A 24,667-nucleotide genomic window follows, 5' to 3' on the forward strand; every position below is an offset into this window, starting at 1 on the left:
CACTCGAACATGACCCACATGTTCGGACGGCACCTTATTGCCCTTCATCAACCCGAGGGAGCTTTAATGAACGATGCGGTAAAGCACAGAACCCTGCCGGGGTTGTTACGGGACGCGCCGATCCCGCCAACTTCGGGCAGGCCGGCCTTTAAAGCCAATACCTCGCAACCGGGTGGTTTGAATAAACAGCAAATGGTTTTGCTGGTTGCCGTGTCGGCGCTGATACACGGCGGCGCCTGGTGGTTTCTCCAGCAGGGTAAAACCGAGCCGTTGCCGACGCCGCCGCAGATTCCGGAAATGACCGTCGAGTTGACCAGTCCGACGCCACCGGCACCGCCGACGCCGGAACCACCGCCGCCGCCCCCGCCTCCACCGCCGCCCGAACCCGAACAACCGGTGGAAGACGAGGATGCGGTCAAGCCGCCGCCAAAACCGGTGGAAAAGCCCAAGCCAATCGAAAAACCAAAACCGGTCGAGAAACCCAAACCGGTGAAAAAGCCGAGCCGCCGAAAGCCCCGCCCGCCCCGGCACAACCGGCAGCCCCAGCGGCACCGGCGACACCGAGCGCACCACCGGCTCCCGCGGCGGCCCCGGGCCCGGTCAAGGAATCGGCGGCGATTTCCGGTCTCGCCAGCCTCGGCAACCCGCCGCCGGAATACCCGTCGCTGGCGTTGCGGCGCAACTGGGAAGGCAGCGTGGTGCTGCGCATTCAAGTGCTGGCCAACGGTCGTGCAGGTTCAGTGACCGTGACCAAATCCAGCGGCAAGCCGCAACTGGATGAAGCCGCCGTCGCCGCCGTGAAGAACTGGAAGTTTATTCCGGCCAAACGCGGTGACACACCGATTGACGGCTTCGCCACCCAGACCATCGATTTCAAATTGCCGCAATAACCGAACGCTCAATCAACGCACAACCGAATAACGCAAGCGAGGTATCACCATGAACGATTTGTCTTCGATGATTGTCCCCGGCGTGCTCTGGGGTCTGGTGCTGTTTTCCGTGGTCAGTTGGGCGATCCTGCTGGTCAAATCGGCGCAATACCTGCGCCAGAAAGCGCAGAACAAACAGTTCAGCAAAGCCTTCTGGGGCGCGCCGGATCTGCTCACTGCCGCCGAACACGCCAGCCAGTATCCGGGCTCGCTGGCGCGCATCGCCAGCAGCGGTTTCGAAGCCCTGCTGGTGGAAGATTCGCCGCGCACCACGCAACAACTGGCGCACACCATCAACCGCTCGGATCGACTGGAGCGTAACTTGCGCCAGCAGATCCAGAAGGAACGCCGCTCGCTGGAAAACGGCCAGGCGATCCTCGCCAGTATTGGCAGCACCGCGCCGTTCATTGGTCTGTTCGGCACCGTGTGGGGAATCATGGAAGCGCTGAAAAGCATCGGCGAAACCGGTTCGGCCAGCCTTGAAGCGGTCGCCGGGCCCATCGGCCACGCGCTGATCGCTACTGGCGTCGGCATCGCCGTCGCGGTACCGGCGGTGCTGATTTACAACTTCTTCCTGCGTCGTCTGAAACTCGCCTCGGCGGACATGGACGACTTCGCCCACGACTTTGACGCCCTCGCCTCGCGCAGTGCGTTTTCCATCAGCCGCCAAGCCATTGCCAGCAAAACCACAGCCGCCGTGCGGGAGGCCAGCTGATGTCGTTCTCCACTCAAGACAGCGATGAAGTGCTCAGCGAAATGAATGTCACGCCACTGGTCGACGTGATGCTCGTGCTGCTGGTGGTGTTCATCGTCACCGCGCCGCTGATGACCAACGCGATCAAAGTCAATCTGCCGAAAACCGACGCCGTCGCCCCCGCCGAGAAGAAAGACCCGGTGGTGGTCAGCGTCGATCAGGACGGCAAGTTCTACCTCGCCAAGACCGAACTGGCGCCGGAATCGCTAGAGGCCAGCCTCAAAGAGGTCAAGGCCAGGGACGCCGAAGTACGCGTTCAGCTACAGGCCGATTCCTCGGTGAATTATGGCCAGGTCGCCAAGGCCATGGCGTCCATCGAACGCTCGGGCATCAGCAAGATTTCGGTGATGACCACCCACTGAGTGCGGTGCCGGGCGCGCGTTGAAAATACGCGCCCGGCACCGCTGAAGAAATCCCGTCGCACTCGGCCGACCGAAAAAACGCTACGCGTCTTCGGAGGGGATCGGCTTGCTTGAAGAAAGTGGTTTTTCGCGGCGCGGCACCACCGTGACCTGCGCAATCAGGGCTCACAAGGCCATTTCGATAACGTCTAACAAAGTCGGAAACAACCATGCTGATGAACACTCCACGCTTTACGCTGAAACCTTTGGTGGCGACGATTTCTCGTCACCGTTTTGTTCCGTTGTATCTGGTGGCCATGGGGATGGGCGCCGGGACTGTGCAGGCCGCGGAGGACGACAATGCGGCCGTCCCCGCAGCGGCGGCGGTGGTTGCGCCGACCACGCAACTGCAACGGGTGGAAGTGACCGGTTCGGCGATTCGCCGGGTCGATGCGGAAACGGCGGTGCCGATCACCATTCTCAAGGCTGACGAGCTGCGCAAACAGGGCGTGACCACCACCGCCGAACTGGTGCAGCGGATCACCGGCAGCCAGTCGATCAACAACAGCGCCGGCTCGGTCGGTGCGGCCACCGGTGGCGCCTCGTTCGCCGACATGCGCGGCATCGGCGCGAACAAGACGCTGGTGCTGCTCAACGGTCGACGCCTGGCCAACAACGCCTTGTCGGGGACCAACTCGGCCGGTGGCGCGGTGGATCTGAACATGATCCCGTTTGCCGCCATCGAGCGTGTGGAAGTGCTGCGCGACGGCGCTTCGGCCCTGTACGGCACCGATGCCATCGGCGGCGTGATCAACTTCATCACCAAAAAATCCATGACCGATGGCCAACTCACCCTTGGCGGCGAAACCCCGACCCACAGCGGCGGCGGTGCAACCAAAGACATGAGCGCCAGCTGGGGCTACGGCGATCTGGAGCAGGACCGCTTCAACGTCCTTGGCGTGTTCAACTACAACAAGCAGCAGAACCTCGACGCCAACGACCGCTCCTTCGCCCGCGACTACGATCCCGGGCGTGGCCTCGATCAGACCTCCGGCACCGCGTTCCCCGGCAACTATAGCCAGAACGGCAACGCCACCAATCCACTGGCCAACAGCAATTGCAACGGGCCGAACCTGGTGGCGCGCGACGGTTTGTGCCGCTTCAGTACCCGCGAATACATCGACCTGGTGCCGCAAACCGAGAAGACGTCGTTCTTCGGCAAGACCACCGGCAAACTCGCCGACGATCACAACGTCAACCTCGAATACTTCTGGTCGCGCAACAACAACGCCACCGCTGTCGGCCCAGCGCCACTGACCGGTTTGAGCCTCGATTCGTCGTCGCCCTACTACCCCGGCAACGGCATTACACCCGGCCCGAGCGGATTCGCCCTCGACCCGACGCAACCGGTTGATGTGAACTGGCGCGAAACCGCTGCCGGGCCCCGTGAGTCGAAAGACCAGAACACCAGTCAGCGCTTCTTGCTGAGCTTCGATGGTCTGGTCGGCGGTTGGGATTACAACGTCGGCGCCTCGTACAACCAGAACAAAATCGTCTCCAGCGTCACCAGCGGTTACGTCAGCGATCAGGCGATGATCAACGGTCTGGCCAGCGGTCTGCTCAACCCGTTCGGCCCGCAGTCTACGGCCGGTCAGCAATACATCGATGAAGCGATGTACCACGGCGCCTACTCCACTGCGGTCGGCCGCGTGGCCGGTTTCGACGGGCGTATCAGCCGTGAGATTGGCGACTGGTTCGGCGCCGGCCCGTCCGGTCTCGCGCTGGGTGGCGAGTACCGCAAAGAGAAATTCCATCAGGACTTCGAGTCGTTCGCCGGCGACATCCAGAGCCTCGGCATCGACCCGAACGGCAGTGTCGAGGGCGACCGCAGCGTGAAAGCTGCCTACGCAGAAATCAACGTGCCGGTGCTCGACAGCCTCGAACTGTCCGCCGCCGTGCGTCACGACAAATACAGCGATTTCGGCAGCACCACCAATCCGAAATATTCGTTCCGTTATCAGCCGCTCAAAGAGCTGGTGGTGCGCGGCGCGTACAGCGAAGGTTTCCGCGCACCGTCGCTGTATGAGTTGTATTCGCCGCGCAGCATCACCTTCACGCAGGGCTACTACAACGATCCGGTGCTGTGTACCGGCGGCGTGGTGCAACCGGGCGGTAACGGCGGCCGCGATTGCGGTCAGCAGTTCCTCAACCAGATTGGCGGCAACGAAGACCTGGCTCCGGAGAAGGCGCGCAACGTGACGCTGGGTTTCGTCTACCAGCCGATCAACAACCTGTCGGTAGGCCTGGATTTCTGGTGGATTCACATCTCCAACCAGATTCAGCCGTTCCCGGAATCCACCGTGTTTGATCAGGCCGGTTCCTACCCGGATCGCTTCGTGCGCAACGCCGACGGCACGCTCAATTACATCGTCACCGGCAACGCCAACCTCGGCATCGTCGAAACCAACGGGGTCGATGTGTCGCTGGACTATCGCTTCCCGAACACGCCGTACGGTCAATTCGGCCTGGGCCTGCAAGGCACCTATGTCGACGAGTACGACTTCCAGAGCACCATCAAGGGCCCGTTCACCGACAAGGTCGGCGACTTCGAGGGTGACGGCGTGATCGCGCGCTGGAAGCACAACCTCACCGGCAGCTGGACCTTCGGCGCGGCGCGAGCGTCGCTGACCAACCGCTTCACCACCGGTTACAACGACTACGACCGCGATACCCATGCGCGCGTGGCGTCGTATTCGGTGTGGGATCTGTCGGCCGGTTACACCTTCAACAAAGTGCTGGATGTCGATGCCGGGATGAAGAACATGTTCGACCGCAACCCACCGTTCTCCAACCAGGCCTACAACTTCCAGAGCGGCTATGACCCACGCTACACCGACCCACTGGGCCGCACCCTGTTTGCGCGCATGACGTACCACTTCTAACCCGGCAACACCTTAATCCCTGTAGGAATGAGTCTTGTGGCGAGGGGATTTATCCCCGTCCGGCTGCGCAGCAGTCGTAACCATTGATCGCGGTCTGTCTGGTCATTCGCGGTTGCAGGTTTTGGCGGTGCTTCGCGCCCCAACGGGGATAAATCCCCTCGCCACACAGGCTCACTCCGACAGGTTGAACCGTGATCTTTCAGGGGCTCAGGAGTGACTTCATGACTTTCATGCGCAACATGGCAGGCCTGCTGCTTGGCGGTGCGCTGCTGTGCAATGTGGCACCGGCGGTGGCCGCTGGCAGCTACGCGATGACGGTATACGGCGAGGCGCCGAAGTACCCGGCGGGTTTCGAGCATTTCGACTTCGTTAATCCCGACGCACCCAAGGGCGGTTCGCTCAGCCGCGCGTCGATGGAAATCGGCCAGTACAACTACATCGCGCCGTATGCCGATCAAGGCATCAGCGTGGTGCAGGTCAACGACTGGGTGTACTCACCGCTGGCGTTTCGTTCGCTGGACGAACCGTACACCGTCTACGGCCTGGTCGCGCAACAGATGGAGCGCGATCCCCAAGGGCTGTGGGTGCGTTTCACCCTCAATCCAAAAGCACGTTTCGCCGACGGCACGCCGATCACCGCCGAAGACGTGCGCTACACCTTCAACTTGCTGATGACCAAAGGCAGCCTGAGTTATCGGCAGCAATACGCCGACGTGCAGGACGTGCTCATCGAAGGCCCACGGCAAGTGCGCTTCACCTTCAAGAACAACCTCAACCGCACACTGGCGCTGGATCTGGCGACGATGCGGGTCGTGCCGGAGCACTGGTGGCAAACCCGCGATTTCGCCAACGGCGGCGGTTTCGAGCCACCGCTGGGCAGCGGCCCGTACCGCGTGAGCAAAGTCGACGCCGGGCGCAGTATCAGCTTCCAGCGTGATGCGGATTGGTGGGGCAAGGACCTGCCAGTCAGTCGCGGCCTGTACAACTTCGACACGCTTACGGTGAATTTCTACGGCGACACCGACGTCGCCCGCCAACTCTTGCAGGCCGGTGCGTTCGACTACAACCGCGAGTTTTCTTCGTCCGGTTACGTGGTCGGCTATAACAGCCCGGCCTTGCGCGATGGTCGCTTGCAACAGTCGATCCTCGCCCCGGAAAAACCGACGGCGGCGCAAGGCTTCGTATTCAACCTGCAAAACCCGATCTTTCAGGATCGCCGCGTCCGCCAGGCAATCAGTCTGCTGTGGGATTTCGAATGGACTAACAAGCAGATGATGCGCGGCTTCTACGTGCGCCAGAACAGCTTCTGGCCGAAGAGTGAAATGGCTGCCACAGCACTGCCTGATGCCGAAGAAATGAAGATCCTCGAACCGCTGCGCGGGCAGGTTCCCGACGAAGTATTTACCGAGGTCTATCAGGCGCCGAAAACCGATGGCAGCGGCTACATCCGTGACAAACAACTGCAAGCGCTGAAGCTGCTCGCCGAGGCCGGCTGGACGCCGCAAAACAATCGGCTGGTCAACGCTGCCGGCGAGCCGCTCGAGTTCACTTTCCTCGACGGTCAGGGCGGCTTCGATCGCATGCTGCTGCCGTTCAAACGCACCCTCGCGCAGATCGGCATCACGCTGAATTTACGCCGCATCGATTCGGCGCAATACGTCAATCGGCTGAACGCCCGCGACTACGACATGATCGTCACCAGTTTCCCGCGCAGCGGCGATCCGATCGTCTCCCCCGGCCGCGAGCTGTACAGCCTGTATGCCTCGCAAAGTGCCACGCAGGTCGGCAGTTCGAATTCGATGGTGCTGGCCAATCCGGCGGTCGATCAACTGATCGACGGGCTGGTGCAGGCCAACACCCGCGAAGCCATGGTGCATTACGCCCGCGCCCTCGACCGGGTGCTGCAATGGGGTTACTACATGATTCCCAACTACTACTCCAAGGGCACGCCGACGGTGTATCAGAACCGTTTTGGCATGCCGGCGCAGCAACCGCTTTACAACGAAGGGCTGGAAACCTGGTGGGAAGTCGCGGCCAAACCGTTGACGAGCCAACAGATGAACGCCCGACTCGCGGGAGGCCAGTGACATGCTGCGTTATCTGAGTCGACGTTTGCTGCTGATCATCCCCACACTGTTGTGCATCCTGGTGGTTAATTTCCTCATTGTGCAGGCCGCGCCGGGCGGCCCGGTGGAGCAAGCCATCGCCCGCCTGCAAGGCTTCGGCGGCCACAGCATGGGCGGCGGTGGCGAGGTTGCCGCGATTGGCGGTGCCGGGCGCAGCAGCCGTGGTCTCGACCCGGCACTGATCGAGGAAATCAAACACCACTACGGCTTCGACAAACCGATGCACGAACGCCTGTGGCTGATGTTGAAAAATTACGCGCAACTGGATCTGGGCAGCAGTTTCTTCCGTGGCGCCAAGGTCACCGACCTGATCGTGCAGAAGCTGCCGGTGTCGCTGTCATTGGGCTTGTGGGCGACGCTGATCACTTACCTGATTTCGATTCCGCTGGGCATTCGCAAAGCAATCAAAAACGGCAGCGCTTTCGATGTCTGGAGCAGTACAGCGATCATCGTCGGCTACGCGATGCCGGCGTTTCTCTTTGCGATTCTGTTGATCGTGGTATTTGCCGGTGGCAGCTACGTCAACTGGTTTCCGGTGCAAGGACTGGTCTCGGATAACTTCGACAGCCTCAGCACGCTGGGCAAGGTCGGTGACTACCTCTGGCACTTGGTGTTGCCGGTGACGGCACTGGTGATCGGCGGCTTCGCGACGCTGACGATCCTTACCAAAAACAGCTTCCTCAACGAGATCAGCCGCCAGTACGTGATCACCGCCCGGGCCAAGGGCCTGACCGAGCGCCGCGTGCTCTACGGCCACGTGTTTCGCAACGCCATGCTGTTGGTGGTCGCGGGGGTGCCGTCGGCGCTGATCGAGGTGTTTTTCGCCGGTTCGCTGTTGATTGAAACCATCTTCAACCTCGATGGCCTCGGCCGCATGAGTTACGAAGCGGCGGTCTCGCGCGACTACCCGGTGGTGTTCGGCGCGCTGTTTCTGTTCACCCTGTTCGGCCTGCTGATCAAGCTGATCGGCGACCTCTGCTACACCCTGCTCGACCCGCGCATCGACTTCTCGGCGAGGACTGCCTGATGTTCACACTTTCCCCTCTGGGCCGGCGCCGTGTCGCGCAATTCAAAGCCAATCGCCGAGGTCGCTGGTCACTGTGGCTGTTTATCGGTCTGTGCCTGATTTGCCTCGGCGGCGAGTTGATCGCCAACGACAAACCACTGGTGATTCGTTATCACGATGCTTTTTACTTTCCGATCCTCAGCGATTACCTGGAAACCGATTTCGGCGGCGAGCTGCCATTCCAGCCGGACTACGCCAGCAGCTACGTGCATAAGTTGATCGAGGATCAGGGCGGCTGGATGCTGTTTCCGCCGATCCCGTTCAGCTACGACACGGTCAATTACGACCTCAGTGAACCGGCGCCGAGCCCGCCCTCCTCCAGCAATTGGCTGGGCACCGACGATCAGGCGCGCGACGTGTTGGCGCGGGTGATCTTCGGCACGCGTATTTCGATTCTGTTTGCGCTGATCCTCACCGGCATCAGTGCGTTGATCGGCATCGTTGCCGGGGCGCTGCAGGGTTATTACGGCGGTTGGGTCGACTTGCTCGGGCAACGGGTGCTGGAAATCTGGTCGGGGCTGCCGGTGCTGTATCTGCTGATCATTTTGTCCGGCTTCGTCTCGCCGAGTTTCTGGTGGCTGCTGGGGATCATGGCGCTGTTTTCGTGGCTGGCACTGGTCGATGTGGTGCGCGCCGAATTCCTCCGTGGGCGCAATCTGGAATACGTCAAAGCCGCACGGGCGCTGGGCCTGACCGACAGCGAGCTGATGCGTCGGCACATCCTGCCCAATGCGATGACCTCCACCCTTACCTACCTGCCGTTCATTCTGACCGGCGCCATCGCCACGCTGACTGCACTGGATTTTCTCGGTTTCGGCATGCCAGCGGGCACGGCGTCGCTGGGTGAACTGATTGGCCAGGCCAAGCGCAATCTGCAAGCGCCATGGCTGGGGCTGACGGCGTTTTTTGCCTTGGCGTTGATTCTGTCGTTGCTGGTTTTCATCGGTGAGGCTTGCCGAGATGCGTTTGATCCGAGGAGCTGAGATGAAAGACCATTTGATCGAGATACGTGACCTGCGCGTTGCCTTTGGCGGGCAGGAAGTGGTGCACGGTTTGAACCTGGATATTCGTCGGGGTGAGTGTTTGGCGCTGGTCGGTGAATCGGGTTCGGGCAAGTCGGTGACGGCGCATTCGATCCTGCGTTTGCTGCCAGGCAAGAACGTCAGTAGCAGCGGCTCTATCAGCTACAACGGCGTGGACTTGTTGCACGCCAGCGAGCAGCAGATGCGCGGTTTGCGTGGCAACCGGATTGCAATGATTTTCCAGGAGCCGATGACTTCGCTGAATCCGCTGCACACGGTGGAAAAGCAAGTCAGTGAAGTGCTGGAGATTCATAAAGGCCTGAAGGGCCGCGCTGCCCGCGAACGGACTTTGCAGTTACTTGAGCTGGTCGGCATTCGCCAGCCTTTGCAGCGCTTGAAAGCCTATCCACATCAGCTCTCCGGTGGGCAGCGACAAAGGGTGATGATCGCCATGGCGTTGGCCAATGAGCCAGAACTGTTGATCGCCGATGAGCCGACTACCGCGCTGGACGTGACCGTGCAGCAGAAGATTCTCGAACTGTTGATCGAGCTGCAGCAGAGGCTCGGCATGTCACTGCTGTTGATCAGCCATGACCTCAATCTGGTGCGGCGCATCGCGCAGCGGGTCTGCGTGATGCGTCACGGTGAAGTCGTCGAAGCGGCTGATTGCGAAACGCTGTTCCGCGCGCCGCAGCATCCCTACAGCCGTTTGCTGATCGAGGCCGAACCGAGCGGTGCGCCGGTGCCGAGCCAGTTCGATCACAACCTGTTGGAGGTGGATGATCTGAAGGTCTGGTTTCCATTGCCCAAAGCGTTGTTCAGCCGTCAGCAGGACTACATCAAAGCGGTGGACGGCGTGAGCTTCACCCTGCAACGGGGCAAGACACTGGGCATTGTTGGCGAGTCCGGCTCGGGCAAATCGACGCTGGGCCAGGCGATCCTGCGATTGGTGGAATCGGAGGGCAATATTCGTTTCGGCAACAAGCAACTGAGCCTGCTCAATCAGCGTTTGATGCGGCCATTGCGGCGGCAGATTCAGGTGGTGTTTCAGGATCCGTTCGGCAGCCTCAGCCCAAGGATGTCGGTGCAACAGATCATTGCCGAGGGCTTGTTGACCCATGGCATCGGCACCGAGGCTGAGCGCGAGGCGGCAGTGATTCGCGTGCTGGAAGAAGTCGGGCTCGATCCGAAAAGCCGTCATCGTTACCCCCATGAATTTTCCGGCGGTCAGCGCCAGCGTATTTCCATCGCCCGCGCCCTGGTGTTGGAACCGGCGCTGATTCTGCTGGATGAGCCGACCTCGGCGCTGGATCGCACGGTGCAAAAACAGGTGGTGGAGCTGTTGCGGCAGTTGCAGATCAAGCATGGGCTGACGTACCTGTTCATCAGCCATGACCTGGCGGTGGTACATGCCTTGGCGCATGACTTGATGGTGATCAAGGATGGCAAAGTCGTTGAGCAGGGTTCGTCACGAGAGATTTTCGCCGCGCCCAAACACCCCTACACCCAGGAACTTCTGAAAGCCTCCAGCCTGAAGACTGACAAAAACCCCTGTGGGAGCGAGCCTGCTCGCGAATACGGTGTGTCAGCCACATAAGTGCCGACTGATCCGGCGCCTTCGCGAGCAGGCTCGCTCCCACAGGGAAGGTTAGTGGGGTTTGAAATTTATTTTTCGGGCACTGCATCCAAACGCCTCCGCCATGGGTAGTCCCTGTAACAGCCCTCTTCGGCTGTCAGCGGTTTACCCTTTTCGGAGAAACACACTGATGAACATTACCCAGCTGATTGGCCTCACCGGTTTGCTCGCTGTCACCTCGACGACCTTCGCTCAAAGCAGTTATCCCGACGCGATCAAAGTCCCGGATGGTCACAAGATCGCGATGGAAACCACCGGCGTTGGCGAGATCACCTACGAGTGCCGCGACAAGCCCAACGTCGCCGGGCAGACCGAGTGGACCTTCGTCGGCCCGAAAGCGGTGCTCAATGATCGCAGCGGCAAGCAGGTCGGCACCTACTTTGGTCCACCCGCCACCTGGCAGGCCAAGGACGGTTCTAAAGTCACCGGCACGCAATTGGCCGTGGCGCCATCGAGCCCGGGCAACCTGCCCTATCAGTTGGTCAAGGCCAACCCGGCCGAAGGCAAAGGCGCCATGACGGGCGTGAGTTACATCCAGCGCGTCGCCCTCAAGGGCGGCGTAGCGCCGGGCAGCGAATGCACAGCGGCGAACAAGGGCAAACAGGAAGTGGTGAAGTACCAGGCCGATTACATCTTCTGGGCCGTGAACTGATGCGTTGATTCACTCAATTCCTTGTAGGAGCCGAGCTTGCTCGCGAAGGCGTCGTGTCAGTCATATATTTTTTACTGAAAATACGCTTTCGCGAGCAAGCTCGGCTCCTACGGGGTGCGGTGGTGTTTGCTGGAATGTGAGCTAGATTGCACGACATGTCTTTGCCCGAATCCGTGTTTGATTACGAAGCCCGTCTTGCTGCCTGCGCGCGCGGCGAGCGTGCGGCCCTGCGCGATTTGTATGTGCAGGAAGGCCCGCGCCTGCTCGGCGTGGCCAAGCGGCTGGTGCGCGATACGGCGCTGGCCGAGGACATTGTTCATGAGGCGTTCATCAAGATCTGGAACGGCGCGGCGGGGTTTGATCCGGCACGCGGTTCGGCGCGAGGCTGGATGTTCAGCGTGACCCGGCACCTGGCGTTGAATCTGCTGCGCGACCATGGCCGGGAAACGCCGTTCAGCGAAGAACATGCAGCGCTGTCAGAGGATGATGGCTTCGACGCCAACGCACATTCGGCGCGTATTCACCGCTGCCTTGAACAACTCGATCCGCAGCGTCGGCGCTGCATCCTGCACGCCTATGTCGACGGTTATTCTCATGCGCAGATTGCCACACGCCTCGACACGCCGCTGGGCACGGTCAAAGCCTGGATCAAGCGCAGCCTCAACGCCTTGCGGGAGTGCATGGGATGACCACTGAATCGGCGCAAGAACGCGATGAACTGGCCAGCGAATATGTGCTCGGCACGCTTTCGGCCGAAGATCGCGCCGACGTTCAACGGCGCCTGCCGACTGATCCTGAGCTGCGTGCAGCGGTGGATGCCTGGGAGCGGCGGTTGCTGGACATGACCGACCTTGTCGAACCCCTTCAGCCGTCGCCTCATTTGTGGCCACGCATTGAGCGAACGCTCCAGCGACAAATACCAAGCCTGCCGATTGCAGCGAAAACCTCATGGTGGAATCTGCTGCCGTTGTGGCGTGGCCTGAGCGCTGCCGGATTGGCCGCGACGTTGATCCTGGGCGCGATCCTGCTGACCCAGACCACGCCGAAGCCGAATTATCTGGTGGTGTTGGTGGCGCCGCAGGACAAGGCGCCGGGCTGGGTGATCCAGGCCAGCAACTCGCGGGAGATTCAGTTGATTCCACTGGGAGTGGTCGAGGTGCCGGCGGACAAGGCGCTGGAGTTCTGGACCAAGGCTGACGGTTGGCAAGGGCCGGTGTCGCTGGGGTTGGTCAAACCGGGACAGGCGTTGTCGGTGCCGCTGGACAAGCTGCCGCCGCTGCAACCGAATCAGCTATTCGAGTTGACGCTTGAAGGTGCCAATGGCTCGCCAATCGGCAAACCGACCGGACCGATTCAGGCGATCGGCAGGGCCGTAAAAGTACTTTGAGGCTGACGCAGGTCTGAATGTTATCCCTGTAGGAGCTGCCGCAGGCTGCGATCTTTTGATCTTGCCCTTTCAAAACCAACATCAAAAGATCGCAGCCTGCGGCAGCTCCTACAGGAACCATCATTGCCGTCGATGTTCACCATCACGGCAATGAAGTTCTCATAAAAAATCCCCGGCGTAAGATCGGCTCCATACCAACCAACAACACCCCCGGAGCACACCATCATGAAACGCCAAACTCTTCTCAGCATCGCTTTCTCGGTTTTCGCAGTTAACGCTTTCGCCGCTGCCCCGACCCACACGATGATCGCCGCTGACGGCTCGGATCGTCTGTACCAGAACGCCGTAGCGGCTGATGGCTCCGATCGTCTGCAAGGCAACACCGTCGCGGCTGATGGCTCGGATCGTCTCCAGGGCAACACCGTCGCGGCTGATGGCTCGGATCGTCTGCAAGGCAACACCGTCGCGGCTGATGGCTCGGGTCGTCTGCAGGGCAACACCGTAGCGGCTGATGGCTCGGATCGCCTGCAGGGCAACACCGTCGCGGCTGATGGCTCGGATCGTCTGCAGGGCAACACCGTAGCGGCTGATGGCTCGGATCGTCTGCAGGGCAACACCGTTGCTGAAGGTGGTTCGGATCGTCTGCTTGAACGCCGCGCCGTTTGAATGGATGGCTTCAATGCAACAACCCAGAGAAACCCGGCTCCCGCAGCCGGGTTTTTTACGTCTGCGGGAATCAGCCAGCCTTGGCCATGCAGCGTTTGTAACGCTCGTCCACCCGTTTGGCGAACCAGGCCGTGGTCAGTTTGCGGGTGATTTTCGGGCTTTGCAGGACGATCCCCGGCAACACCGCACGCGGCAATGACTTGCCTTCGGCCTTCTCCGCCAACTCGAATACCCGTTGATAGAGTTTGGTCTCTTCGAATTCCAGGGTTTTGCCTTTGTCCAGTTGATCGCGAATGGTCGGATTGCGCATGCCCAACGACTTGCCAAGGGTGCGCACCGCCAGTTCCGTGCTGCCAGGCATGATCGAGTCGTAACGAATCAAATCGCCATCCAGCGCCAGCGGGATGCCCGAGGCACGGCTGACGGCATTCTGGAATGCCGCATTACGACTGGCGTACCACCCGGCATTGAAGTCGGCGAAGCGATACAGCGGTTCGCGGTAACTCACCGGGTAGCCGAGCAAATGCGCGATGCCGAAATACATGCCGCCGCGACGGCTGAACACTTCGTGGCGGATCGTGCCGTCCACCGGGTACGGGTAACCCTTGGCGTGCTGCTCGGCGAATTCGATGCTGACTTGCATCGGCCCGCCGGTGTGCACCGGGTTGAAACCGCCAAACAGCGTGCGACCCATAGGCACTCTGCCGATGAAATCATCGAAAATGGCGCTGAGTTCCTTTTCGCTGCGCGCGGCGCTCAGGCGTTCGCTGTAGGTTTTGCCATTGGTCGAGCGAACTTGCAGCGCGCCACTGACCAACAGGCTGGGGATGTGCACTTTGGCGGCGCGACGGTCGATTTCGTCACGGGCGATTTTGCCGAGGCCCGGCACGGTCGGATCGGCTTGAAAGGTCGATTCCTGTTCGGCCACCGCCAGCACCGAGCACAGGTTTTGGGTGGTCGGACTGATGTCTTGCGCGGCAAACGCTGCATAAATATCGGTGGCCCAGCCTTGTCGATCGGCAGTTTTCGCCGGCATCAGCCGCACGATTTCGGCCTTCACTTCATTCGGCGCACGCTGTGCGGGTTCATCGCTGCGCTGACTGGCGCAACCGCCGAGTACCAGCAGTGCGGCGAGCGTGATCGGTAATCGAAAGTTGTGCATGAAGCTTCATCCAGTCCGTTGTGCCCGGTTCACCATACGTTCAATGCCGTGGCGCAAGCTAGGACTGCAAGGTTCCAGCCCTGTTCCCTGGATGTTCACGCTCCTTCTTTGTCGAGGAGATTCAACTGTGGAGAAGGGATTCAACTGTGGAAAGGAGATTTATCTGTGAAGGGGGGATTCAACTGTGGAAAGGCGATTTATCTGTGGAGAGGGGATTTATCTGTGGCGAGGGGATTTATCCCCGTTGGACTGCGCAGCAGTCCCCTTGTAAGTCAAAAGAGGGGCCGCTTCGCGCCCCAACGGGGATAAATCCCCTCGCCACAGATAAACCCCTATACAACAGATAAATCCTCATACAACAGATAAATACCCACACCACAGATAAATCCCCATACAACAGATAAATCCCCACACCACAGATAAATCCCCATACAACACATAAATACCCACACCACAGATAAATCCCCACACCACAGATAAATCCCCACCACAGATAACGCCCCCACCACAGGTTTGCCCGCTCACTTAGAGGTTTCAGCGACTGATGACAAACTGATTGCAAAACGTTACTGAGAAAGCCTATCATTTGCGCCTGGAGTCGCATTTGCGCAAGGAGTTCCCGCGCCGCCCTTATTTTTTCCCATTGGCCGTGCGCCTCCAGGTATAAAAATGCCCGCTCCTGCTCGACTCGCCGTCCCTTTTCGCCCAACGCTTCTCGCCCTGCTGTGCTCCCTGACTGTCACCGCTTACGCCGCCGAAGGCGATAGCAACGAGCTGGTGCTCGACAACGTCAACATCAACGCCCAGGCGCCGACGCCAAATGCCTTGCCACCGGTTTACGCCGGTGGTCAGGTCGCGCGTGGTGGTCAGCTCGGCGTGTTGGGCAATCAAGACATGATGGACGTGCCGTTCAGCGCGGCGTCCTATACCGAGCAACTGATTCAGGATCAACAGGCCGAAGACGTCGCCGATGTGCTGCTCAACGACTCGTCGGTACGCCAGGCTTCGGGTTTTTCCAACCAATCGCAGGTCTTTATGATTCGCGGTTTGCCGCTGAACGGCGACGACATTTCCTATAACGGCCTGTACGGCGTACTGCCACGGCAGATCATTTCCACTGACGCGCTGGAGCGTGTGGAAGTGTTCAAAGGCCCGAATGCCTTCGTCAACGGCGTGACCCCGACCGGCTCCGGCATCGGTGGCGGCGTCAATTTGCAGCCAAAACGCGCCGGCGACGTGCCACTGCGCCGCTACACCACCGACATCAACAGCGAAGGCCGCATCGGTCAGCACCTCGATCTCGGTCAGCGCTTCGGTGAAGACAACCGCTTCGGCGCGCGGGTCAACCTGTCCCAGCGCGAAGGCGACACCGCCATCGACCACGAAAACCAGCGCTCGAAACTGTTCGCCATCGGCCTCGATTATCGCGGCGACGCCCTGCGCATTTCCGGTGACTTCGCCTACCAGAAAGAACGCGTCAACGGTGGTCGCAACTCGGTCAACCTCGGCACCGCCACGCACATTCCGGACGCACCGTCGGCCGACACCAACTACGCGCCGAAGTGGGGCTACACCGACATCGAAGACACCTTCGGCATGCTCCGCGCCGAGTACGATCTGAACGACAACTGGACCGCCTACGCCGCGGGTGGCGCCAAGCACACCCGCGAAGTCGGGCGCTACAACTCGACCACGCTGGTCGGCAACACGGGTGCGTCGACCACCACTGGCTCGTTTATCCCCCATGACGAAGACAACACCAGCGTCATGGCCGGCCTTAACGGCAAGTTCAACACCGGCGCCGTCAGCCACAAGCTGAATTTCGGCCTGACCGGCATCTGGGCTGAACAGCGCAGCGCCTATGACTTCGACCTGACCAAATACGCCAACAACATCTACCACCCGGTGGAAACCCCGTCGCCGGTCGGCAACTTCGCCGGTGGCGACAACAGCGATCCGGGCATCGTCGGCAAGACCTTCAACCGTAGCCTCGCGATCTCCGACACCCTCGGTTTCTTCGATGATCGCCTGCTGATCACCGCCGGTCTGCGTCGCCAGCAATTGGTCGTGCAAGGTTACAGCTACGCCAGCTATGGCAGCGGCCCGCGTTCTTCCAGCTACGACGAATCGATCACCACGCCGGTGTACGGCATCGTGTTCAAGCCATGGGAGCATGTTTCGTTCTACGCCAACCACATCGAAGGCCTGGCGCAAGGGCCGACGTCGCCGACCACGTCCGGCTCGCGCGTCGTGATCAACGGCAACGAAGCCTACGCACCGGCACGCTCGAAGCAGACCGAAGCCGGGGTGAAAGTCGACATGGGCACCTACGGTGCAAGCTTGGGTGTTTATCGCATCGAACAGCCGAGCGACGGTTACTCGGAAATCATCGACGCCAACACGTCGCGTTATGTGCGTGAAGGCGAGCAAGTCAACAAAGGCGTGGAAATGAACGTGTTCGGCGAGCCGATCAGCGGCCTGCGCCTGATCAGCGGCCTGACCCTGATGGACACCGAACTGAAAAATACCCAGAACGGCGCCAACGACGGCAACCGTGCGATTGGTGTGCCGACCTTCCAGTTCAACGCCGGCGCCGACTGGGACGTGCCCGGCCTGCAAGGCGTAGCGCTGAATGCGCGGATGCTGCGCACCGGCGGCCAATATGCTGACGCGGCGAACAATTTGAGCCTGCCGACCTGGAATCGCTTCGATGCGGGTGCGCGTTATGCGTTCAAGGTTTCCGAGAAGGACGTGACCGTGCGTCTGGGCGTGGAAAACCTGGCGAACAAGAAGTACTGGGAATCGGCTCAGGGCGGTTACCTGACCCAAGGCGAACCGCGCGTGGCGAAGTTGTCGGGGACGATCGACTTCTAAGCGTCACCGTCAGGAAAAAGGCTCCGCGGCTTTGATGGCTGCGGGGCCTTTTTTTGTTTTGCGGGGGATTTTCCGGCCTCATCGCGAGCAGAACTGGCCAGCCCGACCTTCTGATCCATACTTGCTGCACCCCGTGAGGAGAACAAACTCATGAACCGCAGCGACGTTCTGATCATCGGCGCCGGCCCCACCGGCCTGGTGCTAGCCCTGTGGCTGAGCAAACTCGGCGTGCGCGTGCGCATCATCGACAAGACTTCCGCACCTGGTACCACCTCCCGGGCGCTGGCGGTGCAAGCGCGGACGCTGGAGTTGTATCGGCAACTGGACCTGTCCGACACCATCGTGCGCAGCGGCCACCGGGTCGCGGCGGCGAATTTCTGGGTCAACGGCAAACCGGTCGCGCAACTGCCGCTCAATCGTATCGGCGAGGGCCTGACGCCCTACGCGTTTGTCGAAATTTTTCCGCAGGATCAACACGAACAGTTACTGATCGAGCGCCTCGCCGACTATGGCGTCAGCGTCGAACGCGAAACCACGCTGGACAGCTTCGACGAAACCGGCGACGGCCTCAACGCGCATTTACGTCGCCCCGATGGCGCGCAGGAAGTCTGCCAGGCCTGCTATCTGGCGGGCTGCGACGGCGCCCGTTCGGTGGTGCGCAAAGCCCTCGATGCCGGTTTCCCCGGCGGCACTTATCAGCAGATTTTCTACGTCGCGGACGTGCAGGCCAGCGGCCCGGCGATCAATGGCGAATTGCATCTGGACCTCGACGAGGCGGATTTTCTCGCGGTGTTCCCGCTGGCTGGCGCAGGCCGCGCAAGGCTGATCGGCACGGTGCGTGACGAACGCGCAGACCGTGCCGAAACCCTGGAGTTTTCCGATGTCAGCAGCCGCGCCATCGACCACTTGAAAGTGCACATCGAAGACGTCCACTGGTTTTCCACCTACCGCGTGCACCACCGCGTGGCCGAGCACTTTCGCGGCGGTCGGGCATTCTTGCTGGGCGATGCGGCGCATGTGCATAGCCCGGCCGGTGGTCAGGGCATGAACACCGGGATTGGCGATGCGATCAATCTGGCGTGGAAGCTGGCGGCCGTGCTCAGCGGTGCGGCAACGGCCAAGTTGCTCGACAGCTACGAAACCGAACGCATCGCCTTCGCCCGGCGATTGGTCTCGACCACCGACAAGGTGTTCAGCTTCGTCACCGCCGAGGGCCGCCTCGCTGACTTGCTGCGCACACGACTGGCACCGTTCCTGATCCCGAAAATGGCGTCATTCGAAGCGAGCCGTGAATTCCTCTTTCGCACCGTATCGCAAGTCACCCTCAACTATCGCGGCATGCCGCTCAGCCAGGGCGAGGCCGGCCATGTTCACGGCGGCGACCGCTTGCCGTGGGCGCATGATGGCGAGGGGGATAATTATGAACCGCTGCGCCAGCCGTGCTGGCAGGTGCATGTGTACGGTGACACCAGCGACGAGATGATCGCCTGGTGCCACGAACACCATCTGCCGTTGCACGTATTCGACTGGCGGCCGGCGTTTGAAACGGCGGGATTGGGGCGCAACGGCTTTTACCTGCTGCGCCCGGATACGTACGTGGCGATTGCCGACAACAGTGCTGACCCAAAAGTGATCGAACGCTACTTCCGCGATCACGGCATCCGCCCGTTCTTCAACAACCCCTGATCCACACTCGCCCCTTGTAGGAGCAAGGCTTGCCCGCGAAGGCGTCGTTGACTGACGCGACGCCTTCGCGGGCAAGCCTTGCTCCTACAGCGTTCTTCGTTAAATTCCGGCCAGGGCCAGGTCCATCGCAAAGTAGGTGAAGATCAGATCCGCCCCCGCCCGCTTGATCGCGCCAAGGCTTTCGCGTACCACACGATCTTCATCAATCGCCCCGGCCTGCGCGCCGAACTTGATCATCGCGTACTCGCCGCTGACCTGATAGGCCGACAGCGGCAGGTTCGAGGCTTCGCGAATATCACGGATGATGTCCAGGTACGCGCCGGCCGGTTTGACCATCAGTGCATCGGCGCCTTCCTGCTCGTCGAGCAGCGATTCGCGCAGGGCTTCACGACGGTTCATCGGGTTCATCTGATAGCTTTTGCGGTCGCCCTTCAGCGCGCTGCCACCCGCTTCGCGGAACGGGCCGTACAGCGCCGAAGCAAACTTGGTCGAATACGCCATGATCGGAATCTGCGTGAACCCGGCGGCGTCCAGCGCCTGGCGAATTGCTCGCACCTGACCGTCCATCGCTGCCGACGGCGCGATCACGTCAGCACCGGCGCGGGCTGCCGCGACGGCCTGTTTGCCGAGGTTGATCAGCGTCTGGTCGTTGTCGACTTCATGGTTGTGCATCACGCCACAGTGGCCGTGGTCGGTGTATTCGCAGAAGCAGGTGTCGGACATCACGATCATTTCCGGCACAGCATCCTTGGCAATGCGCGACATGCGCGAAACCAGGCCGTCTTCGCGCCAGGTGTCGCTGCCGTTGCCGTCCAGGTGATGCGATACGCCGAAGGTCATCACCGACTTGATGCCGGCACGGGCGTAACGCTCGATCTCGCCGGCCAGTTTGCGCTCGGGAATACGCATCACGCCGGGCATGCTCTTGATCGGCACGAAGTCATCGATTTCTTCCTCGACGAAAATCGGCAGCACCAGATCGTTCAGGCTGAATTCGGTTTCCTGGAACAGGCTGCGCAGGCTCGCATTGCGGCGCAGACGGCGGGGACGTGCTTCGGGGAACTGACTGGACATGGGGCCTTTCCTGAAAAAACGGCAGATGAGACGAAAGTCGTAGGGGGCGAAGCTTATGCCTTGCGGGGGTTGAGGTACAAACCTGGATCAATCAAGAGAGCATTACCGGTCGCGCAATAATCCTCCGGATTGTGCACATCCCTTGTAGGAGTGAGCCTGCTCGCGATGGCGGTGTATCAGTCAACGTTGATGTCGACTGATACATCGCCATCGCGAGCAGGCTCACTCCTACAGGGGTTGTGTGGGGTGTCAGGACGGGATGGTCAGGCCTCGGATGACCGCCGGCCGCGCCAGGAAGCGCTCCAGCACGCGAGTGACATTCGGGAAGTTCTGGATCCCGACCAGGTCGCCCGCCTCATAAAAACCAATCAGGTTGCGCACCCACGGGAACGTGGCGATGTCGGCAATCGTGTAGCGCTCGCCCATCAGCCAGTCGCGGCCTTCCAGGCGGGTATCGAGGACTTTGAGCAGGCGTTTGCTTTCGTCGACATAACGATCACGCGGGCGCTTGTCTTCGTAATCCTTGCCGGCGAATTTGTTGAAAAAACCCAACTGGCCGAACATCGGGCCAATACCCCCCATCTGAAACATCAGCCACTGGATGGTTTCGTAGCGCAGCGCACCTTCCTGCGCCAGTAACTGACCGCTCTTGTCGGCCAGATAAATCAGGATCGCGCCGGATTCGAACAACGGCAGCGGCTGATCTTCCGGGCCATGCGGATCGAGAATCGCCGGGATCTTGTTGTTCGGGTTTAGCGACAGAAACGCCGGGGACAACTGATCGTTGCTGTCGAAAGCGACCTTGTGCGGCTCGTACGGCAGGCCGATCTCTTCGAGCATGATCGAGACTTTGACGCCGTTGGGGGTCGGCAAGGAATAGAGCTGAATCCAGTCAGGGTACTGCGCCGGCCATTTCTGGGTGATCGGGAACGCGGACAGATCGGTCATGGGAAGCATCCAGTCACAAATTGAACCCCGATATTAATGTAGGAGCTGCCGCAGGCTGCGAACTTTTGATCTTGAGCCTTTCCTCACGTTAAAAAATCGCAGCCTGCGGCAGCCTCTACATGAACCGTAACATCCTGTGGCTAACCTTTGCCCCTGACGGTTATTCGGTGCCGCTACATTGCGCGGATCGAACCAAATCGGCCTTAAAGGACTCTGAGCTATGCACTTGTTGCAGAGGAAGCCGTTCACGACAGGGAAAACACCCGGTGCTGGGAGCCAGTGGTGTAAAGGTTTGTCAGCCTTAATCGAACTTGCTGAAGAACCCCTTATTCCATGACGAACCTGATAAGTTTCGCCAAACGTTTCAAACACCGCGCCTACGTGGTCCTGCCCTCCCTGCTGGCGGTCAGCGCGGTCTTTCTGTCACTCGAATCCAGCGAGAGCCGCGCGCAGCCGGTCGATGGCACGCAGACGCTGGTGTTCCTGCGCCACGCCGAAAAGCCCGAGGGCGGTCTGGGTCAGCTCAATTGTCAGGGCCTGAATCGCGCCATCGACCTGTCGACGGTACTGCCGGAGAGATTCGGCAAAGCCGATTACGTATTCGCCGCCAACCCGACGCGCAATGTCGAGGAAGGTGAGTTGGACAACTCCTACAGCTACATTCGCCCGCTGATGACCATCAGCCCGGCAGCGATCAAGCTCGGTTTGCCGGTGAACATCGAGTTTTCAGCCAACGACACCAGCGATCTGGCCCGTGAGTTGCTCGCCGACAAGTACCACAACTCGACGATTTACACCGCGTGGTCCCATGGATACCTGCCAGAACTGATCAACAAAGTCGCGGACAAAGCGGTCGGCGGCAAGCAGCACATTACCGATGACTGGTCGGGTGACGATTTTGATTCGCTCTACGTGCTGACCCTGACCTGGCACAACGGCAAGGCCAGCCTGCAGAGCCATAGCTACAAGCAGGGGCTGGATCATGGCAAGGAAACCTGTCCGACCTGAGTGTTGGGTCGCCTGCCCCGGCCCCTTCGCGAGCAAGCTCTGCTCCTACAGAACAGGCGTAAACCTGTAGGAGCTGAGCTTGCTCGCGAAGAGGCCAGCCACTACAACCTCAATCTTTCTGGCTCACCCGCTCGCGCAAATAATCGATCACCGCCGCACTCTCCCCGGCAAACTCGATCCGCCCGCCCTTCTTCTCTCGCTGAAACGCATACATCGGATCGTAATACTCACGCAGCAACCCCTCGATCCAGCCGCGATGCAGATCCACCGCCCCGCTGCGCCCCTGCTCGATCAAAGCCTCTTCCATCAACAGCAGCATCCGCCGATGGCGCTCGCCACCGAGGCGCTTCTGCACGTTGTTCAAGCTTTCCAGCAAGCGCTCGGAGAACAGCGCAAAGCCTTCCTCCCCGTGCACTGCCGCAAACTCGGCTGACAGATCCACCACGTAATCGCGCAGGATCCGCTCCACACGGTCTTCAAAACTGTCTTCCAGCCAGACCATCGGGTACTGCTGCATGCCTTGATACAAGGGCAGCGGCAAGGCGCAACTGCCGACCACCCGGCTCTCATCTTCCAGCACAAACTGCTCGATACCGGCGTCGCGTTTTTTCAGGACGTCGATGGCCAGGCGGTTTTCGAAATCGATGTTCGACGGCTGACCCGTGGCGCGTTTGCCGAAGCTTGAACCGCGATGATTGGCGTGCCCTTCCAGGTCCAGGCCGTTGCGCAGTTGCACCAGCACTTCAGTCTTGCCGGTGCCGGTCATGCCGCCCAGCAAAACGAAATCACACTGGGCGATGGCCTGTTCGAGAGTATCAATGAGGAAGTTGCGCAACGCTTTGTAGCCGCCACCAACGCGGGGATAGTCGATACCGGCTTCGTCACGCAGCCACTGCTGAGTGATCTGCGAACGCAAGCCGCCACGAAAACAATAGAGATAGCCATCAGAATGGGCCCGGGCGAAATCGGCCCAGGCCTGGATGCGTTCAGCTTTGACGTCGCCAGAGACCAATTGGTGGCCCAGCTCGATGGCAGCCTGCTGGCCGTGCTGCTTGTAGCAGGTGCCGATTTTCTGCCGCTCGATGTCGTTCATCAGCGGCAGATTGACCACGCCAGGGAACGCGCCCTTGTGAAACTCGACCGGCGCGCGGGCATCCATCAGCGGCCGGTCGTTGAGGAAAATATCACGGAAGTCAGTGCAGTCGCGGAGCATCAAATCACCTCGACTGCGTTCGTCTGTCGCTCAACCAGTTCGCCGATTGGCGCAAGAATCAGCCCCAGCTCGGCAGCGACAGTGAGGAACTCGTCATTGCCTTCAGGCGTCACGGCAACCAATAGACCACCACTGGTTTGCGGGTCGCAGAGCACCCGTTTGTGCAGTTCCTGCACGCGGCCGACCTTGCTCGCATAGCTGTCGAAATTGCGCAGTGTGCCGCCGGGTACACAGCCCTGATCGAGGTAATACTCGACGCTGTCCAGACGCGGCACACGGTCATAGGCGATGCGTGCGGTGAGCTTACTGCCATCAGCCATTTCCACCAGATGCCCGAGCAGGCCGAAACCAGTGACGTCGGTCATCGCCGTGACACCGGCGAGTTTGCCAAAACGGCTGCCGGGCTTGTTCAGCGTACACATCCAGTCGCGGGCCACGCCAACGTCGGCGGCGCGCAATTTGCCCTTCTTCTCGGCCGTGGTGAGGATGCCGATGCCCAGCGGTTTGGTCAGGTACAGCAGGCAACCGGCGGTGGCGGTGTCGTTGCGCTTCATGTGGCGTTTTTCCACCAGGCCAGTAACGGCGAGGCCGAAAATCGGCTCTGGCGCATCGATCGAATGCCCGCCCGCCAACGCAATGCCCGCCGCGTCGCACACCGCACGACCGCCACGAATCACTTCGCGCGCGACTTCCGGCGCCAGCACATTCACCGGCCAGCCGAGGATCGCAATCGCCATCAACGGATCACCGCCCATTGCGTAGATATCGCTGATCGCGTTGGTCGCCGCAATGCGGCCGAAGTCGAACGGGTCATCGACGATCGGCATGAAAAAGTCAGTGGTCGAAACCACGCCGCGCTCGGCATCAATCTCGTACACCGCCGCATCATCGCGCGAGGCGTTGCCGACCCACAGTTTCGGATCAAGGTTCTGCGCGCCGCTACCGGCCAGAATCACTTCCAGCACCTGCGGGGAAATCTTGCAGCCGCAACCGGCGCCGTGGCTGTATTGGGTCAGACGAATCGGCTCGCTCATGGGGGAGTCTCAGGCTGTTAATGAGGCGGATTCTAGCAGAGCACGAGGCAGCGGTTTTTTGCGCTGATTGACCGGCCCCTTCGCGAGCAGGCTCGCTGCCACATTTGCCGGCATTCCCCTGTGGGAGCGAGCCTGCTCGCGAAGGCA

At 60.6% G+C, this 24,667-nt stretch carries 19 protein-coding genes and 1 pseudogene; 15 read left to right on the forward strand and 5 right to left on the reverse strand.

Annotated features, from left to right (window positions below; translation table 11 throughout):
- Window positions 1–66: 66 nt before the first annotated feature.
- The 12 genes and pseudogenes from JFT81_RS05830 to JFT81_RS05885 all read left to right on the forward strand — a co-directional run bounded on the left by JFT81_RS05830 (window position 67) and on the right by JFT81_RS05885 (window position 13,521).
- Window positions 67–890 (forward strand): annotated as a pseudogene (locus tag JFT81_RS05830) (energy transducer TonB).
- A gap of 49 nt (window positions 891–939) precedes the next feature.
- A complete protein-coding gene (locus JFT81_RS05835) occupies window positions 940–1,644 on the forward strand; it encodes a MotA/TolQ/ExbB proton channel family protein (RefSeq protein ID WP_016983987.1) in 705 nt (234 codons plus the stop codon).
- On the forward strand, window positions 1,644–2,045 hold the full coding sequence (locus tag JFT81_RS05840; RefSeq protein WP_201226477.1) for a biopolymer transporter ExbD: 402 nt from the start codon (window positions 1,644–1,646) through the stop codon (window positions 2,043–2,045). Before JFT81_RS05835 ends, JFT81_RS05840 begins: the two co-directional genes overlap by 1 nt.
- 209 nt (window positions 2,046–2,254) lie before the next feature.
- Window positions 2,255–4,966: a TonB-dependent receptor gene (locus JFT81_RS05845; protein WP_201204786.1), complete on the forward strand. Its 2,712-nt coding sequence runs from the start codon at window positions 2,255–2,257 to the stop codon at window positions 4,964–4,966.
- Window positions 4,967–5,187: 221 nt separating this feature from the next.
- The gene (locus tag JFT81_RS05850; RefSeq protein ID WP_201226478.1) at window positions 5,188–7,053 is read left to right on the forward strand and encodes an extracellular solute-binding protein; all 1,866 of its coding nucleotides are present in this window, start codon (window positions 5,188–5,190) and stop codon (window positions 7,051–7,053) included.
- A gap of 1 nt (window position 7,054) precedes the next feature.
- Entirely contained in the window at window positions 7,055–8,119 is a 1,065-nt protein-coding gene (gene yejB / locus JFT81_RS05855; protein WP_201204788.1) for a microcin C ABC transporter permease YejB, read from the forward strand.
- Complete coding sequence (locus JFT81_RS05860) at window positions 8,119–9,141, forward strand: ABC transporter permease (RefSeq protein WP_201204790.1); 1,023 nt, start codon at window positions 8,119–8,121, stop codon at window positions 9,139–9,141. Before yejB ends, JFT81_RS05860 begins: the two co-directional genes overlap by 1 nt.
- Window position 9,142: 1 nt before the next feature.
- A complete protein-coding gene (locus JFT81_RS05865) occupies window positions 9,143–10,777 on the forward strand; it encodes an ABC transporter ATP-binding protein (RefSeq protein WP_201226479.1) in 1,635 nt (544 codons plus the stop codon).
- A 169-nt stretch (window positions 10,778–10,946) separates the two neighbouring features.
- Window positions 10,947–11,468, forward strand: coding sequence for a DUF3455 domain-containing protein (locus JFT81_RS05870; RefSeq protein ID WP_201204793.1), 522 nt, complete (start codon window positions 10,947–10,949; stop codon window positions 11,466–11,468).
- Between the two features lie 155 nt (window positions 11,469–11,623).
- Window positions 11,624–12,157 (forward strand): sigma-70 family RNA polymerase sigma factor, encoded by a 534-nt coding sequence (locus JFT81_RS05875; RefSeq protein ID WP_201226480.1) that lies wholly within the window; start codon window positions 11,624–11,626, stop codon window positions 12,155–12,157.
- A complete protein-coding gene (locus JFT81_RS05880; RefSeq protein WP_201226481.1) occupies window positions 12,154–12,855 on the forward strand; it encodes an anti-sigma factor in 702 nt (233 codons plus the stop codon). The genes JFT81_RS05875 and JFT81_RS05880 overlap by 4 nt, the downstream gene beginning before the upstream one ends.
- Before the next feature lie 225 nt (window positions 12,856–13,080).
- A complete protein-coding gene (locus JFT81_RS05885) occupies window positions 13,081–13,521 on the forward strand; it encodes a hypothetical protein (protein ID WP_201226482.1) in 441 nt (146 codons plus the stop codon).
- A gap of 70 nt (window positions 13,522–13,591) precedes the next feature.
- Here JFT81_RS05885 and JFT81_RS05890 read toward each other — a convergent pair whose 3' ends face one another.
- Entirely contained in the window at window positions 13,592–14,683 is a 1,092-nt protein-coding gene (locus JFT81_RS05890; RefSeq protein WP_201226483.1) for a DUF1615 domain-containing protein, read from the reverse strand.
- Between the two features lie 669 nt (window positions 14,684–15,352).
- On the opposite strand from JFT81_RS05890, the gene JFT81_RS05895 reads away from it, so the two are divergent.
- Entirely contained in the window at window positions 15,353–17,557 is a 2,205-nt protein-coding gene (locus JFT81_RS05895) for a TonB-dependent siderophore receptor (protein WP_201204803.1), read from the forward strand.
- Between the two features lie 150 nt (window positions 17,558–17,707).
- Window positions 17,708–19,243, forward strand: a complete 1,536-nt coding sequence (locus JFT81_RS05900) for an FAD-dependent oxidoreductase (RefSeq protein WP_201226484.1) — start codon at window positions 17,708–17,710, stop codon at window positions 19,241–19,243.
- A 99-nt stretch (window positions 19,244–19,342) separates the two neighbouring features.
- Here JFT81_RS05900 and hemB read toward each other — a convergent pair whose 3' ends face one another.
- Entirely contained in the window at window positions 19,343–20,317 is a 975-nt protein-coding gene (gene hemB / locus JFT81_RS05905; protein ID WP_201226485.1) for a porphobilinogen synthase, read from the reverse strand.
- 249 nt (window positions 20,318–20,566) lie between these two features.
- Window positions 20,567–21,265: a glutathione binding-like protein gene (locus JFT81_RS05910; RefSeq protein WP_201226486.1), complete on the reverse strand. Its 699-nt coding sequence runs from the start codon at window positions 21,263–21,265 to the stop codon at window positions 20,567–20,569.
- 333 nt (window positions 21,266–21,598) lie between these two features.
- Between JFT81_RS05910 and JFT81_RS05915 the strand changes: the two genes are divergently transcribed.
- On the forward strand, window positions 21,599–22,273 hold the full coding sequence (locus JFT81_RS05915) for a histidine phosphatase family protein (RefSeq protein WP_201226487.1): 675 nt from the start codon (window positions 21,599–21,601) through the stop codon (window positions 22,271–22,273).
- 109 nt (window positions 22,274–22,382) lie between these two features.
- Here JFT81_RS05915 and mnmH read toward each other — a convergent pair whose 3' ends face one another.
- Window positions 22,383–23,486, reverse strand: coding sequence for a tRNA 2-selenouridine(34) synthase MnmH (gene mnmH, locus JFT81_RS05920; RefSeq protein ID WP_201226488.1), 1,104 nt, complete (start codon window positions 23,484–23,486; stop codon window positions 22,383–22,385).
- Window positions 23,486–24,520 carry a selenide, water dikinase SelD gene (gene selD, locus JFT81_RS05925; RefSeq protein ID WP_201226489.1) on the reverse strand — a complete coding sequence of 345 codons (1,035 nt, stop codon included), beginning with the start codon at window positions 24,518–24,520 and terminating at the stop codon, window positions 23,486–23,488. Before selD ends, mnmH begins: the two co-directional genes overlap by 1 nt.
- Window positions 24,521–24,667: the final 147 nt, after the last annotated feature.

This window comes from Pseudomonas sp. TH43 (assembly GCF_016650635.1).
Taxonomy (GTDB): Bacteria; Pseudomonadota; Gammaproteobacteria; order Pseudomonadales; family Pseudomonadaceae; genus Aquipseudomonas.